Origin of the sequence: Terrabacter carboxydivorans, assembly GCF_039532035.1 — a bacterium.
Classification (GTDB): Bacteria; Actinomycetota; Actinomycetes; order Actinomycetales; family Dermatophilaceae; genus Terrabacter; species Terrabacter carboxydivorans.
Genome location: NZ_BAAARE010000042.1, coordinates 1 through 14,733, shown reverse-complemented (window position 1 = coordinate 14,733; position 14,733 = coordinate 1). Strand labels below are relative to the sequence as shown.

Below are 14,733 nucleotides of genomic sequence, written 5' to 3'. Positions count from 1 at the left end.
GAAAGGTCAGGCCCTGACCGAAGAGCACCTCGATCTGAGCGCGTTCGGACACCGACAAACGAGGACCAGGCATGGACACCATCCTTGGATAGCCCTCGTTGCAACAGACCCTTGAACTCAAGCCGTCGAGAGGCCAGACTTCGCGGGTCCTGCACCGTCGAGAGGCCACATCTGGCCCCCTCTCCACCGTCGAAAGGCCACGTCTGGCCCGGCTCGCCATGTCGAGAGGCCACACGTGGCCCCGCTCGCCATGTCGAGAGGCCACGTCTGGCCGGGACTCGGGCTGGCGGCATACGCCATCGGTCGAGTGAGATCTGCAACGTTCGGACGGCAGGTCGCGGCGACGGACCCCCGCGCCGATACGCTCGGCACCATGGCTGACAGCACTGGCGCGCGCTCCGAGTCCGACCTGCCCATCGAGCCCGTCTACGACGCGTCGGCGCTGGCCGGCTTCGACGCCGACACCAAGCTCGGCGCGCCCGGCAGCTACCCCTTCACCCGGGGTGTCTACCCGTCGATGTACACCGGACGGCCGTGGACGATGCGGCAGTACGCCGGCTTCGGCACGGCCAAGGAGAGCAACCAGCGCTACCACCAGCTCGTCAAGGCGGGCACAGGTGGCCTGTCCGTCGCCTTCGACCTGCCGACCCAGATGGGCTACGACTCGGACGAGTCGATCGCGCACGGCGAGGTCGGCAAGGTCGGCGTCGCCATCGACAGCCTCGACGACATGCGCACCCTCTTCGACGGCCTGCCGCTCGACAAGATCTCCACGTCGATGACCATCAACGCTCCCGGTTCGACGCTGCTCCTGCTCTACCAGCTCGTCGCCGAGGAGCAGGGCGTCGAGGGCGGTCAGCTCACCGGCACGATCCAGAACGACGTGCTCAAGGAGTACATCGCCCGGGGCACCTACATCTACCCGCCGCGCGAGTCGTTGCGACTCATCGCCGACATCTTCGCCTACTGCCACAAGGAGATGCCGCGCTGGAACACCATCTCCATCTCGGGCTACCACATGGCCGAGGCCGGGGCGACGCCCGTGCAGGAGATCGCCTTCACCATCGCCAACGCGATGGAGTACGTCCGCGCCGCGCAGGCCGCCGGGCTGCACGTCGACGACTTCGCGCCGCGCCTGTCCTTCTTCTTCGTCGCGCGCACGACCCTCATCGAGGAGGTCGCCAAGTTCCGCGCGGCTCGTCGCATCTGGGCGCGGATCATGAAGGAGGAGTTCGGCGCCCAGAACCCGAAGTCGATGATGCTGCGCTTCCACACCCAGACCGCCGGCGTGCAGCTGACGGCGCAGCAGCCCGAGGTCAACCTCGTCCGCGTCGCGCTCCAGGGCCTCGGTGCCGTTCTCGGCGGCACGCAGTCGCTGCACACCAACAGCTTCGACGAGGCGATCGCGCTGCCGACCGAGAAGGCCGCGCGTCTCGCGCTGCGCACCCAGCAGGTCATCGCCTACGAGACCGACGTGACGAAGACCGTTGACCCGTTTGCCGGTTCGTACGTCGTCGAGTCGATGACCGACGAGATCGAGGCTGCGGCGCTCGCGCTCATCCAGGCCGTCGAGGACAAGGGCGGCGCGGTCGCCGCCATCGAGCAGGGCTTCCAGAAGAGCGAGATCGAGCGCTCCGCCTACCGCGTGCAGCTCGAGATCGACAACGGCGAGCGCACTGTCGTCGGCGTCAACCGTTTCGTCCTCGACCAGGAGGACCACTACGAGCCGCTCCGCGTCGACCCGACGATCGAGGCCGACCAGCGCGCGCGCCTCGAGGCCCTGCGCGCCGACCGCGACAACGACGCGGTCAAGGCGGCCCTCGGCCGTCTGCAGGACGCCGCCCGCGGCACCGACAACGTGCTCTACCCGATGAAGGAGGCGCTCGCTGCCCGAGCCACCGGCGGTGAGGTCGCGCACGCGCTGCGCGAGGTCTGGGGCACCTACCAGCCCCGCGAGACCTTCTGACGCATACGGCATACGCCCGCGTATGCCGTATGCCGTATGCCGTATGCCGTGTGCCCGGCTCCGTGCCGGGCCGACCGGGCGGATCGAACCCGGCAAAAGCGCCTCAGGACGCCTTTCGCGGGTTCGGTCCGGTCAGTCGTCCCGTCCGGAGGCGACGCAGGCCCTGCGACCGGCGCAGCGCGACGACCTCCTCGATCGCCCGCCGCACCACGTCAGGCTCGAACATGACCTGCTCCCACGTGAACCGGAGCACGAGCCAGTCGCGAGCCACGAGGCCGTTGTAGCGGCGGCAGTCCCGGTCGAAAGCCCTTCGCTCCGTGTGGAACTCGTGGCTGTCCGCCTCCAGCACGATCCGGAGGCCCTCGTCCGCGAGGTCCACCCGCGCATAGAAGTCGTCATAGCGGATCCGCGCCTGGGGCTCCACCACGAGCCCCGGCACGCCGAGGGCGATGGCGCGCAGCACGCTCTCGAACGGGTTGGCCGCACGGCGGTCCGAGGCCGCGAGCACGCGTGCGACCTGGGCGCGTTGCCGCCGGGGCAGCCACGCGCTCCGTGCCAGCACCACCGACGGCCGCAGGCCTGCTCGACGTGCGGAGTCTGCGACCGACAGGGCATCTGGGAAGGGAAGGTCGAGGCAGCAGTCGATGACGGTTCGCACAGGGGTCGTGACCCACCCGTCGGTGACGTCGTCGGCGTCGAGGTCGCGCCAGTGGAGGACGACACCCTCCGCCGACCCGCCCGGCAGGCTGCGCTTGGCCCGCACGGTCACGTGCGGGTCGGGGGACGAGAGCCGCACCTTCCATCCCCAGTGCAGCGCGGCGGTGGTGTGCGAGGCCGCGCCGCTGAGGCGGTGAGCCGCAGCGCGGGCGGCGTCCGTGCCGGCGAGGCAGTAGTGGCCGTGCGACGTGCGCTCGATGAGCCCAGCCTCGAGCGCCGCGTCGATGTGCCGCCAGTGCACCACGGCGAGCCGCAGCTGCCGTCGGGTGGCCGTGCCTCCGAGCCGGACGAGAGTCTTGACCGCGCGCACGGACCGATGCTGACAGCGACGGTCAGGAAGCCGTTCGCGTCCTCCACAGGGGCGTTCCGGCCGGAGCGAGCCCCGAAAACATGCCTCTGAGCGACGTTCGGCGGCTCGATCCGGCCGATCGGCCCGGGCGGGGACCGAGGGCGTATGCCGGTCAGCTGGGTCGCGCGCCGACGCGGGCCGCCGCCGCGCTGCCGGCCGCGACCCCGGCACGCAGGGCGCCGGACCGGTCGGCGCCGCGCAGCCAGGCCGAGAGCAGGCCGGCGTTGAAGGCGTCGCCGCACCCGGTGGCGTCGACGTTCTCGACCGCGGGCGCCTCGGCGGCCTCGTCGATCCCGTGGCCCACCCACCGGGCGCCGGCCGCGCCGTAGGTGGCGACGACCTCGCGCGCGTGCCCGAGGATCGCGGCCAGACCGCCGAGCGTCGCGACCTCGTTCTCGTTGGGCAGCAGGAGGTCCACGCCGGACACCCAGCCGAGGAAGGACGAGACGCCCTCGCGCTCGATGAGGGCCGGCGACTGCGGGTCGACCGAGGTGCTCCACCCCAGCGCCCGCGCCTGTCGCAGGGACTCGAGACCGGCGGCCCGCGACCCGGCGTCGAAGAGCACGTAGCCCGACAGGTGCAGGTGGGGACGGGGTTCGGCAGGCAGGCCGAGCGCAGCCAGGTCGACGTCGTCGATCGAGAAGGCCTTGTTGGCGCCGCGGTCGGGGAACATCGTCCGGTCACCGTGGGCGTCGAGCAGGATGACGACCATGCACGTCGGCAGCGCCGGGTCTACGGCGAAGGCGCACGTGACCCCAGCTGCCTCGAGCTCGCCGCGGCAGGCCGCACCGGCCGCGTCGTCCCCGACCCGCGCGACGAGGGTGACCTCGGCCCCGAGACCGGCGAGCCACGAGGCCGAGTTGCCGCCGGCACCGCCGGGCACGAGCGCGACGGCCGAGGGGGTGTCGGAGTGCCAGCGGATGTCGCCCGAGGGGCGGGTGATGACGTCGAGCCCGACGTCACCGACGACGACGACCGGCCGGGTCGGGGGAGTGCTCATGCGGGGGCCGCGCCCGCGCCGACGGACTGCGCCGCGGACTGCGCCGCGGACTGCGCCGCCACCTCGGCCGCGACCTCGCCGGCGAGGAGCGCGTTGGACAGGACGAGCTCGACGTTGGCGCGCAGCGACTCGCCGCCCGAGCTCTCGTGGAAGTACTCGAGCAGCCGCGGCGTGACGTCCTTGCCGTGCACGCCCTCGCGCTCGAGGAGCGCGAGCCCCTCCTCGACGAGCCGGTCGTGCAGGCTGCGCTCGACCTGCCGGTCGACGGGCAGCGGGTTGGCGAGCACGACTCCTGCGGCATCGGTCCCGAGCCTGGCCCGTGCGACGACGACGCGCGCCGCTTCTGCCGCCGACTCGACCCGCCACGGCACCGGCTGCCCCGAGTCCGACAGGTAGAAGCCGGGGAAGGCGTCGGTCCGGTAGCCGAGGACCGGCACCGACAGGGTCTCGAGCGTCTCGAGCGTCCCGGCCACGTCGAGGATCGACTTCACGCCGGCGCAGACAACGAGGACGGGTGTCGAGGCGATGACCCCGAGGTCGGCCGAGACGTCGAAGGTCTCCGACGCGCCGCGGTGTACGCCGCCGAGGCCGCCGGTCGCGAAGACCCGGATCCCCGCCAGGTGGGCCAGCGCGGAGGTCGACGCCACCGTCGTCGCTCCCGAGAGCCCCAGTGCCGCAGCGACACCCACGTCTCGGACCGACAGCTTGGCGATGTCCGGGTCGGTGCAGACCCGCTCCACCTCCTGCTCGCCCAGGCCGATGTGCACGACGCCGTCGAGGACCGCGATGGTCGCCGGCACCGAGCCGCCGGACCGGACGGCGTCCTCGATCCGGGCGCCGATCTCGATGTTGTCGGGGTGGGGGAGGCCGTGGGCGAGGATCGTGCTCTCGAGGGCGACGACGCCGACGCCGGCATCGAGCGCCTCGAGCACCTCCTCGTGGACGACGAGCAGGTCGGACTCGGGCAGGGGCTGCGGCATGGCCGACACCCTAGTTGCGAGTCACCGGCCCCCGCGGGGGCACGCGGCGCACTCGCGCATCCCGGGGAGCGCGTAGATGAAGCAGCAGGACTCGCGGGCCGGCTCCGGTCCGACGCTCTCGCCGGCGGCGCCGCTCGCGAGCCGCAGCGCCGTGCGCCACATGTCACCGACGACGCCCCACCGCTGTCGTGACCCCATGCGAACGTCGGGGGCGTATGCCGTCACGACCTCCGAGACGAGCTCGAGGTATGCCGCGTGGGCCCGTCGCAGACGCCGCGCCGGGTCCTCGTCCACCTGGAGCGAGGTCGACGCCGGGTCGACGACGATCCGGAACGGGTTGAGACCGGGGGCCAGCTCGAGACCCAGCCCGGCAGGCGAGGGCACCAGGAGCCAGGGACCGAGCGTCGCGGCATACGCGATCGGGGTCGCGGCCACCTCGCACGCCCACTGGAGCACGAAGGCGGCGGGCACGTGCGCCGGCACGAGCGACTCGTGCCGCTGCCCCATCTGGGTGCGCAGCGCCGAGCGCCACGGCTCGAGCGGGTCGGCGCCGGCCCGCACGTGCTGCTGCACGTCGCGCCACCACACGGTCGCGGCGGAGGGCTCGCACGTCAGGGTCGTGAACGGCAGGGCCCGGTCGACGACGGCGACGACGTCCACGACGTCGCGGCGTCCGACCTCCGCGCGCCCAGCAGCGCGTGCCTCCGGCTCCACGCCGGCCTCCTCCCGCTCGTCGCGACCCCCGTGCCCGAGAGTCGTGACGATCCTCTCGCTAGACTCCCGTTCTCGTGACCGACCGCTCCGCACCGCTGCCCTTCGAGGCCATCGCTCGAACCGTCGAGTCGCATGCCGCGGAGCTGGTCGAGATCCGCCGCGACCTGCACACCCACCCGGAGCTGGGACGCGGCGAGATCCGCACCACGGCGCTCGTCGCGGAGCACCTCGAGCGCGCCGGCATCCGGGTGAGGCGGCTGCGTGGCACCGGGCTCGTCGCCGACCTCGGGGCCACCGAGCCCGCCCACCGCATCGCCCTGCGTGCCGACCTGGACGCGCTGCCGATCCGTGAGCAGACCGGCCTCGACTTCGCCTCCCGGACCGACGGCGTCAGCCACTCGTGCGGCCACGACGTGCACACGACCGCGCTCCTCGGCGCGGCGCTCGCGCTCAAGGCGTCCGAGGAGCGGCTCGTCGCCGCGGGCGTTGCTGCCCGCCTCGTCTTCCAGCCCGCCGAGGAGCTCATGCCCGGTGGCGCCGAGGACGTCGTGGCCCAGGACGGCCTCGTCGGCGTCGACCGCATCTTCGCGCTGCACTGCGACCCGAGCCTCGACGCCGGGCAGGTGGGCCTGCGGGTCGGGGCCATCACGGCCGCCGCCGACCAGATCGAGGTCACCCTCTCCGGCCGGGGCGGGCACACCTCCCGCCCGCACCTGACGCAGGACCTGACGTATGCCCTCGCCAAGGTCGTGACCGACGTGCCGGCCGTGCTGTCGCGTCGTCTCGACCCGCGTGCGGGCGCGGCCCTCGTGTGGGGCTCGATCCACTCGGGCGGCGCGCACAACGTCATCCCCTCGTCCGGCAAGGTCGGCGGCACGCTGCGCATGCTCGACGCGGGCATCTGGGAAGGCGTCGAGCGCCTCCTCGAGGCCGTCGTCCACGAGGTCGTCAAGCCGTATGCCGTGCAGGCCGAGGTGACGATCACCAAGGGCGTGCCTCCCGTCGTCAACGACGCCGGCTGCATCGACGCGCTCACGGCGGCCGTGACCGGGACGGGGTCGTTCGTCGCCCCCACGCCGCAGTCCCTCGGCGGCGAGGACTTCGCCTGGTACCTCACCCACGTGCCGGGTGCGATGGCCCGGCTGGGCACCCGCGCGCCGGGCGGCACGACCTACGACCTGCACCGCGGCGACCTCGTCATCGACGAGTCCGCGATCACCGTCGGGGCGCGCACCCTGGCCGGTGTCGTCTTCTCCGCAGCGGCCCAGCTGGCGGGCACGCCGACGCTCGCCGGAGTGACCACTCTGGGAGCGGTCGCGGATCGGTAACACTTCCCGCCAGTTGCCGCGACGCGCTCAGATCTTGTCGTGCCGGGGTCTACAGTTCCGTGCTATCTGGGCCGATGTCGTCGTCGGCCCGACGGACTGAAGGAGAGCGCCTTGCGTTCACATGTGAAGTTGAGTGCGGTCGTCGCGGCCGGTCTGGTCGCCGCACTCGCGGGCTGCGGTGGGACGTCGGGTCCCGCCACCGGCTCTGGCGGTGGCACCGACTCGGCAGCCTCGGGCGACTGCTCGAGCGCCCAGGTGTTCTGCGTCGGCCTCGTCACCGACGTGGGCAAGGTCGACGACAAGGGCTTCAACCAGGCGGCCTGGGAGGGCGTCGAGCAGGTCAAGGGCGATCTCGGTGCCCAGACCAAGTACGTCGAGACGACGGACCCCAAGGACTACGCCAAGAACATCAAGCAGTTCACCGACGCGAAGTACGACGTCATCGTCACGGTCGGCTTCCTCATGGCCGACGCCACGCGTGCGGCGGGCAAGCAGTTCCCCACGACGAAGTTCATCGGCTTCGACCAGTTCCAGGCCGACCCGGTCGTCCCAAACGTCACCGGCCTGATCTTCCACGAGGACCAGGCGGGCTACGCCGCCGGCTACCTCGCCGGCCTCATGACGAAGTCCAACAAGATCGGCGTCGTCCTCGGCCAGGAGATCCCCCCGACCCAGGCGTATGCCGCGGGCTACGAGAACGGCGCCAAGGCCGCCAACCCGGCCGTCTCCGTCTCGAAGGTCTACCACCCGGCCGGCCAGAACGCCTTCAACGACCCGGTATGGGGCGCCGGCGAGGCCAAGAAGATGCTCGCCCAGGGCTCCGACTTCATCTTCGGCGCCGGTGGCGGCACCGGCAACGGCGCTCTCCAGGAGACCGCCAAGACCAACGGTGCGGGCGACAAGGTCTTCTGCATCGGTGTCGACCTCGACCAGTGGGACACCCTGCCGGCCGCGCACCCGTGCCTCATCACCTCGGCCGAGAAGCACGAGAAGGACGGCATCGGCGAGCTGCTCAAGCAGATCAAGGGCAACTCCATCAAGCCGGGCAACTTCTTCGGCACCGCGGGCATCTCCCCGTTCCACGACTTCGACAGCAAGGTCCCGGCCGACGTGAAGACGAAGGTCGCGGATGTCGTCAAGAAGCTCGAGGACGGCTCGCTCGCCACGGGCTACAAGGCCTGACCCAGATTCGTTCTGGGGCGGATCCGATCCGCACTAGAGTCCTTCATGATGACGTCGAGCGGGTGCTCCACCGGGGCGCCCGCTCGACGCCGTTGTGCGCCGACCCACCGGCGCAGCGCATGAACCCGGTCAAAACAAGGAGTCGAGAGGTCCGAGATGGCCGATCCCAGAGATGAGCCGTCGGACGGCACCCCCGTGAAGGGCGCCGTCGCCACGGAGACCGCACCGCCGCCCGTGGTGGCCGAGCGAGGGGCCCCGCCGCCCCCGACCGGTGTCCTCGGGCTGCTCGTGCGAGAGCAGTCCGTCATCGTGCCCATCGTGGCCGTCGTCGCGGCGCTCGCCATCGGCGCGGTCCTGATCCGGGCCCAGGGCGTCAACCCGACCTACGCCTACCAGAGCCTGTTCACCTACTCCTTCGGCACGGCCGACGGCCTGCAGGCCACCTTCGAGAAGATGGTGCCCCTGATCCTCTGCGGTCTGGCTGTCGTCATCCCGCTGCGCGTCGGCCTGTTCAACATCGGCGCCCAGGGCCAGCTGATGTCGGGCGCGATCTGCGCCGCGGCGGCCGCCCATGCGGTCCGTGACGCCCCCGGCTTCCTCGTCGCCGTCATCGCGATGGTGGCCGGCATCCTCGGCGGTGCCATGTGGGCCTCGATCGCCGGTGCGCTCAAGGCGACCCGCGGCGTGCACGAGGTCATCTCGACGATCATGCTCAACTCGATCGCGGCGGGCCTGATCGACTACCTCGTCAACGGCCCGCTCAAGGACCCGACGCAGTCCTACCCCTCCTCCTACCCGGCGCCCGACGGCGCCCGGTTCCAGGCGCTCGGCTTCGTGCCGATCGGCCTGCCCATCGCGCTGGTGCTCGCGATCCTCGTCGCGTGGATGCTGCGCCGGACGACGCTCGGCTTCCAGTTCGAGACGATCGGCCGCAACCGCCACGCCGCCTCCTACGCCGGCATCAAGCTCGGCGGCATGATCGTGCTCGCCATGGCCGTCGCCGGCGCCCTCGCGGGTCTCTCGGGCTCGATCGAGTACCTCGAGATCGACCCGTACCGCTACCAGGACGGCATCGCCGGCTCGCTCGGCTTCGACGGCATCACGATCGCGCTGCTCGCGCGGTCGAGCCCGCTCGGCACCATCCCTGCGGCCCTGCTCGTCGGGGCCCTGCGCGCCGGGTCCTCGACGCTGATGTTCAACACCGGCATCCAGCCCGAGATCGTCGACATGCTCCTGGCGATCACGCTGCTTCTGGTGTCGCTGCCGATCATCGCCAAGCTGATCTTCCGTCGCCACACCGCCAAGTCGTCCGCCCTCGCGAGCAGCTGGGGGTCCTGACATGGAGTGGCTCAAGCGCAACCAGGTCACGGTCGGCGCCGGCGTCGTCATCCTCGTCGCGGCCTACGTGTTCTACGGCATCAACTCCAACGTGGCGACCTCGATGTTCAGCGGTGCGTGGTTCTTCGCCGTGCCGCTCGTGCTCGGCGCGCTGACCGGTGTCGTCGGTGAGCGTTCCGGCGTGGTCAACATCGGCATCGAGGGCCAGATGCTCGTCGCGGCCTTCGCGGCGTTCTTCTCGGCCTCGGCCACCGGCTCGCTCGTGGTCGGCGTCCTGGTCGGCATGCTCGCCGGCATCGTCATGGGCGCGTTCCTCGCCCTGACGACCGTCAAGGGGCTGATGGACCAGATCATCGCCGGTGTCGTCATCAACATCGTCGCGACCGGCCTGACGTCCTTCTTCTACCGTCCGGGCAAGGTCCTCTCCTCGAACATGCCCCAGTGGAACATCCCGGTGCTGTCCAACATCCCCCTCATCGGCGACGTGTTCTTCCAGTCGGGGCCGATCGCCCTCTTCGCCCTGGTGTCGGTGCCGGTCGTGCACTTCGCGCTGTTCCGCACCCGCTGGGGACTGCGCACCCGGTCGATCGGCGAGTACCCGTCGGCGGCCGACACCGCCGGCATCGACGTCATCCGGATGCGCCTGGTCAACGTCACCATCGGCGGCATCTTCGCCGGTGCTGCCGGTGCCTACCTCTCGATGGAGGCCACGGGCGGCTTCGAGCGCGGCATGACGGCGGGTCGAGGCTTCCTCGCCCTGGCCATCCTCATCTTCGGGGGCTGGCGACCGCTGCGGGTCTTCGCCGCGGCTCTGTTCTTCGGGTTCACCAACGCGCTGGCCTCCCAGCTGCAGGGCGTCGTCAACATCCCGCAGCAGTTCATCACCCTGCTGCCCTACCTGCTGACGCTCATCGTGCTGGCGGTCGCCGCCGGCCGGGTCCGGGCACCCGGTGCCGTCGGCCAGCCGTTCGTGAAGGGAGAGGGCTCGTGACCCAGGAAGCAGCAGAGGTGCGTTCGCCGCAGCCCGTCGACCGGGCGCCGGGGGAGCGGCTGCTCGAGATCGACGGGCTGTCCAAGTCGTTCGGCACCGTCCACGCCAACCGCGACATCAGCCTGCACGTCGAGCGCGGCGAGATCGTCGCGCTGCTCGGCGAGAACGGCGCGGGCAAGTCGACGCTCGTCAAGCAGATCTTCGGACTCGTCAAGCCCGACCGCGGCACGATCACGATCAAGGGCGACGCCGCCCCGATCAAGGACCCGCGCGACGCGATCCGTCGCGGCATCGGCATGGTGCACCAGCACTTCCAGCTGGTCCCGGTCATGACGGTGGCCGAGAACATGATCCTCGGGCACGAGACGACGAGCCGCGGCGTCCTCGACATCGACGGCGCGCGCAAGCTCGTGCGCGAGCTGTCCGAGAAGCACGGCCTGCGGGTCGACCCCGACGCCGAGGTCGAAGACCTCCCCGTCGGCACCCAGCAGCGGGTCGAGATCCTCAAGGCGCTGTCGCGCCGTGTCGACCTGCTCATCCTCGACGAGCCCACGGCGGTGCTGACGCCGCAGGAGACCGACGAGCTCCTCAACGTGATGAAGGAGCTCGCCGCCGGCGGCACCTCCATCGTCTTCATCACCCACAAGCTGCGCGAGGTCCTCGTCGCGGCGGACCGTGTCTACGTGCTGCGCCAGGGGGAGGTCGTCGGCGAGGTCGCCACGGCCGACACCGACGCGCGCGGGCTCGCCACGATGATGGTGGGCCGCGACGTCGTGCTGCGGGTCGACAAGGAGGAGGCGACGCCGGGCGACGACGTCCTGTCGATCCGCGACCTCGTCGTGCTCGACGACCGTCAGCTCCGCGCCGTCGACGGCTTCTCGCTCGACGTCCGGGCCGGTGAGATCGTCGGCGTGGCCGGCGTCGAGGGCAACGGCCAGCGCGAGCTCGTCGAGGCGATCGCGGGCATGCGACCCCCGCAGTCCGGTCGCATCGACCTGCTCGGCAAGGACATCACCAAGGCCAACCCGCACGACACCCACGTCGCGGGCATCGGCCACATCCCCGAGGACCGTGAGCGTCACGGCCTGGTGGCGTCCTACTCGCTCGCCGACAACCTCGTGCTCAACCGCTTCGCCGAGAAGCCTTTCGCCAACGGCTTCATCCGTGACTTCGACGCGGTGCGCAAGAACGCCGAGGCACTCTTCACCGAGTTCGACATCCGCGCGGCCGGCGTCTCGGCCCCGGCCGGCTCGCTGTCGGGTGGCAACAAGCAGAAGGTCGTCGTCGCACGCGAGATGAGCTTCGGGCCCAAGCTGCTCATGGCGGCCCAGCCCACGCGCGGCGTCGACGTCGGCTCGATCGAGTTCATCCACCGCCGCATCGTCGCCGCGCGCGACGAGGGCGCGGCCGTCCTGCTCGTCTCGGCCGAGCTCGACGAGGTGCTCTCGCTCGCCGACCGCATCGCCGTCATCCACGGCGGCAAGGTCGTCGCCGAGATGCCGGGCAAGGACGCCGACCGCACCGAGATCGGTCGGCTCATGGCAGGAGACCACTAGGTGGCTGCCTCCGACGAGGCCCCCGGCCACGAGACGCCGCCGTATGCCGCCCCGCCCGCTGGACGGCATACGGCGGGGTCGGTCGCTGGTGACCCCGGTGGTGACAAGGCCGGTGACGCTGCGGGCGCCCGCGACGCGGTCGACTGGGAGTCGCTGCGGCTGCGCGCCGTCGAGCTCATGGAGCGGGCGTACGCGCCGTACTCCCGCTTCCGGGTCGGCGTGGCGGGGCTCGTCGACGACGGCCGGGTCGTCGCAGGCTGCAACGTCGAGAACGCCGCCTACGGCGTGACACTGTGCGCCGAGTGCGGCATGGTCTCCGAGCTGCACGCCACCGGCGGCGGCCGCCTCACCGCGGTCTTCTGCGTCGGTGGTGACGGACGCGCCCTCATGCCGTGCGGACGCTGCCGCCAGCTGCTGTGGGAGAACGGCGGACCGGACTGCCTGCTCATGACGCCTGAGGGGGTCCTGCCGATGTCGGCCGTCCTGCCCCAGGCGTTCGGGCCCGACAACCTGCGTCACGCCGAGGGCTGAACGCGGCTCGTCGGGGCGGCGGCCCGGCACCGTCGGCGCTGGGACATGATGGTCCCGTGAGTGAAGCCTTCGATGCCGTAGACGTCATTTCCGCCAAGCGCGACCGGGCCGAGCTGTCCGACGCCCAGATCGACTGGGTCATCGACGCCTACACCCGGGGCGCCGTCGCCGAGGAGCAGATGTCCGCCCTCGCGATGGCCATCTACCTCAACGGGATGAACCCGCGCGAGATCGCCCGGTGGGCCGACGCGATGATCCGCTCCGGTGAGCGTCTCGACTTCTCCGGGCTCTCCCGCCCCACGAGCGACAAGCACTCGACGGGGGGAGTGGGAGACAAGATCACGCTGCCGCTGGCCCCCATCGTCGCCGCCTGCGGTGTCGCCGTCCCGCAGCTCTCGGGCCGCGGGCTCGGGCACACGGGAGGCACCCTCGACAAGCTGGAGTCGATCCCGGGCTGGCGTGCCGACCTGACGAACGAGCAGATGATGCACCAGCTCGAGGACGTCGGTGCGGTCATCTGCGCCGCCGGCTCGGGTCTCGCCCCCGCCGACAAGAAGCTGTATGCGTTGCGCGACGTCACGGGCACCGTGTCGTGCGTGCCCCTCATCGCCACCTCGATCATGAGCAAGAAGATCGCCGAGGGGACGGGCTCGCTCGTGCTCGACGTCAAGGTCGGCTCGGGTGCGTTCATGAAGGAGCTCGCCCAGGCGCGTGAGCTCGCCGAGACGATGGTGCGGCTGGGCAAGGACGCCGGCGTGCACACGGTCGCGCTGCTGACCAACATGGAGACGCCTCTCGGCCTGACCGCGGGCAACGCCCTCGAGGTGCGCGAGTCCGTCGAGGTGCTCGCCGGTGGGGGACCGGCCGACGTCGTGGAGCTGACCCTCGCCCTCGCGCGCGAGATGGTCGCCGGCGCCGGACGCTCCGACATCGACCCCGCGGACGTCCTCGCCGACGGGCGGGCCATGGACGTGTGGCGCCGGATGATCCAGGCCCAGGGTGGTGACCCCGACGCGGAGCTGCCCACGGCCAAGGAGACCCACCAGGTGCTCGCCCCGGCGGACGGGGTGCTCGTGCAGCTCGACGCCCTCGCCGTCGGCGTCGCCGCGTGGCGCCTCGGTGCGGGGCGCGCCCGCAAGGAAGATCCTGTGCAGGCCGGCGCCGGCGTCGAGCTGCACCACAAGCCGGGAGCCTCGGTGCGCGGGGGAGAGCCGCTCATGACGCTGCACACCGACGAGCCGGAGCGCTTCACCCGGGCTCTCGAGGCCCTCGAAGGTGGGTTCACCATCGCTCCCGAGGGCTCCCGCCCGGACCTGCCGCCGATCGTCATCGACCGCGTCTCCTGACGGATCTCCCGGTCGGCGCACGACGGTCGGATCTGGCGAACGCACGTGGCGACGCCCGTTCGTGGGTCGGGCGCATCGGGTAGGGGCACGGATTTGTGCTCCGCGGCGAGGCCGGGTTACTGTTCTCTTCGTCAGCCCGACAGGGAGGAACGGACGCCACCGCGGAGCGAGTGATCGCGAGCGAAGTTGGCCGGTCCCGGGGCTGATCAGCATGGACCGAGACTCGCTGGCTGGACCAGTACGGTCTCGGGTGCAGGAACCGCTTCGCTGCGGGTCCTCGTGGCCGGTCCTACGGACCGGGAGCGGGTTTGACTCGGTTCGGTGTGGCGGGTAAGTTTGAAGGGTTGCCCCGGAGGCCTCCTCGTTGAGGTGGTTGATGGTGTGTGTCCGATTCTTGAGAACTCAACAGCGTGTCAAAAATCGATGCCAATTACCTCGTCCCGAGGCTGGCTCGGAGTCATCCATGAGGGTGGTCTGGGTTGGTTTTGGGCGAATTATCCTTTGGTTGAAACTGAATGATCAACTCTTTTTGAGCTGGTTGTTCGACTTCAGTCAGGTTTTCGAGCCCTTCATGGGTTCAAAGTTTGCTCACTGTCCTTCATTGGTCTGGTGGGTGTTTGAACATCAACGGAGAGTTTGATCCTGGCTCAGGACGAACGCTGGCGGCGTGCTTAACACATGCAAGTCGAACGGTGACGGTCAAGCTTGCTTGGTCTGATCAGTGGCGAACGGGTG

11 protein-coding genes, 1 rRNA gene and 1 pseudogene are annotated in these 14,733 nt (G+C 70.7%); 9 read left to right on the top strand and 4 right to left on the bottom strand.

Annotated elements, in window-relative coordinates; translation table 11 throughout:
- Positions 1-373 precede the first annotated feature (373 nt).
- Entirely contained in the window at positions 374-1,966 is a 1,593-nt protein-coding gene (locus tag ABD297_RS23070) for an acyl-CoA mutase large subunit family protein (protein WP_344257487.1), read from the top strand.
- Positions 1,967-2,069: 103 nt separating this feature from the next.
- On the opposite strand, the gene ABD297_RS23065 is transcribed toward ABD297_RS23070, so the two are convergent.
- The 4 genes from ABD297_RS23065 to ABD297_RS23050 form a co-directional block, all read right to left on the bottom strand.
- Entirely contained in the window at positions 2,070-2,993 is a 924-nt protein-coding gene (locus ABD297_RS23065) for a DUF559 domain-containing protein (protein WP_344257486.1), read from the bottom strand.
- A gap of 151 nt (positions 2,994-3,144) precedes the next feature.
- The gene (locus ABD297_RS23060) at positions 3,145-4,032 is read right to left on the bottom strand and encodes a carbohydrate kinase family protein (protein ID WP_344257485.1); all 888 of its coding nucleotides are present in this window, start codon (positions 4,030-4,032) and stop codon (positions 3,145-3,147) included.
- Complete coding sequence (locus ABD297_RS23055; RefSeq protein ID WP_344257484.1) at positions 4,029-5,012, bottom strand: pseudouridine-5'-phosphate glycosidase; 984 nt, start codon at positions 5,010-5,012, stop codon at positions 4,029-4,031. Before ABD297_RS23055 ends, ABD297_RS23060 begins: the two co-directional genes overlap by 4 nt.
- A gap of 21 nt (positions 5,013-5,033) precedes the next feature.
- Complete coding sequence (locus tag ABD297_RS23050; RefSeq protein ID WP_344257483.1) at positions 5,034-5,726, bottom strand: (2Fe-2S)-binding protein; 693 nt, start codon at positions 5,724-5,726, stop codon at positions 5,034-5,036.
- Positions 5,727-5,800: 74 nt separating this feature from the next.
- On the opposite strand from ABD297_RS23050, the gene ABD297_RS23045 reads away from it, so the two are divergent.
- The 8 genes and pseudogenes from ABD297_RS23045 to ABD297_RS23010 all read left to right on the top strand — a co-directional run.
- A complete protein-coding gene (locus ABD297_RS23045; protein WP_344257482.1) occupies positions 5,801-7,054 on the top strand; it encodes an amidohydrolase in 1,254 nt (417 codons plus the stop codon).
- A 111-nt stretch (positions 7,055-7,165) separates the two neighbouring features.
- The gene (locus tag ABD297_RS23040; RefSeq protein ID WP_344257480.1) at positions 7,166-8,236 is read left to right on the top strand and encodes a BMP family lipoprotein; all 1,071 of its coding nucleotides are present in this window, start codon (positions 7,166-7,168) and stop codon (positions 8,234-8,236) included.
- Positions 8,237-8,392: 156 nt separating this feature from the next.
- Positions 8,393-9,574, top strand: coding sequence for an ABC transporter permease (locus tag ABD297_RS23035; RefSeq protein ID WP_344257479.1), 1,182 nt, complete (start codon positions 8,393-8,395; stop codon positions 9,572-9,574).
- 1 nt (position 9,575) lies between these two features.
- Positions 9,576-10,565 carry an ABC transporter permease gene (locus tag ABD297_RS23030; protein ID WP_344257478.1) on the top strand — a complete coding sequence of 330 codons (990 nt, stop codon included), beginning with the start codon at positions 9,576-9,578 and terminating at the stop codon, positions 10,563-10,565.
- The gene (locus tag ABD297_RS23025; protein WP_344257477.1) at positions 10,562-12,121 is read left to right on the top strand and encodes an ABC transporter ATP-binding protein; all 1,560 of its coding nucleotides are present in this window, start codon (positions 10,562-10,564) and stop codon (positions 12,119-12,121) included. The genes ABD297_RS23030 and ABD297_RS23025 overlap by 4 nt, the downstream gene beginning before the upstream one ends.
- A gap of 138 nt (positions 12,122-12,259) precedes the next feature.
- Positions 12,260-12,652, top strand: a pseudogene (locus ABD297_RS23020) (cytidine deaminase); the annotation flags it as partial.
- Between the two features lie 56 nt (positions 12,653-12,708).
- A complete protein-coding gene (locus ABD297_RS23015) occupies positions 12,709-13,998 on the top strand; it encodes a thymidine phosphorylase (protein ID WP_344257476.1) in 1,290 nt (429 codons plus the stop codon).
- Between the two features lie 624 nt (positions 13,999-14,622).
- Positions 14,623-14,733, top strand: a 16S ribosomal RNA gene (locus tag ABD297_RS23010); the annotation flags it as partial.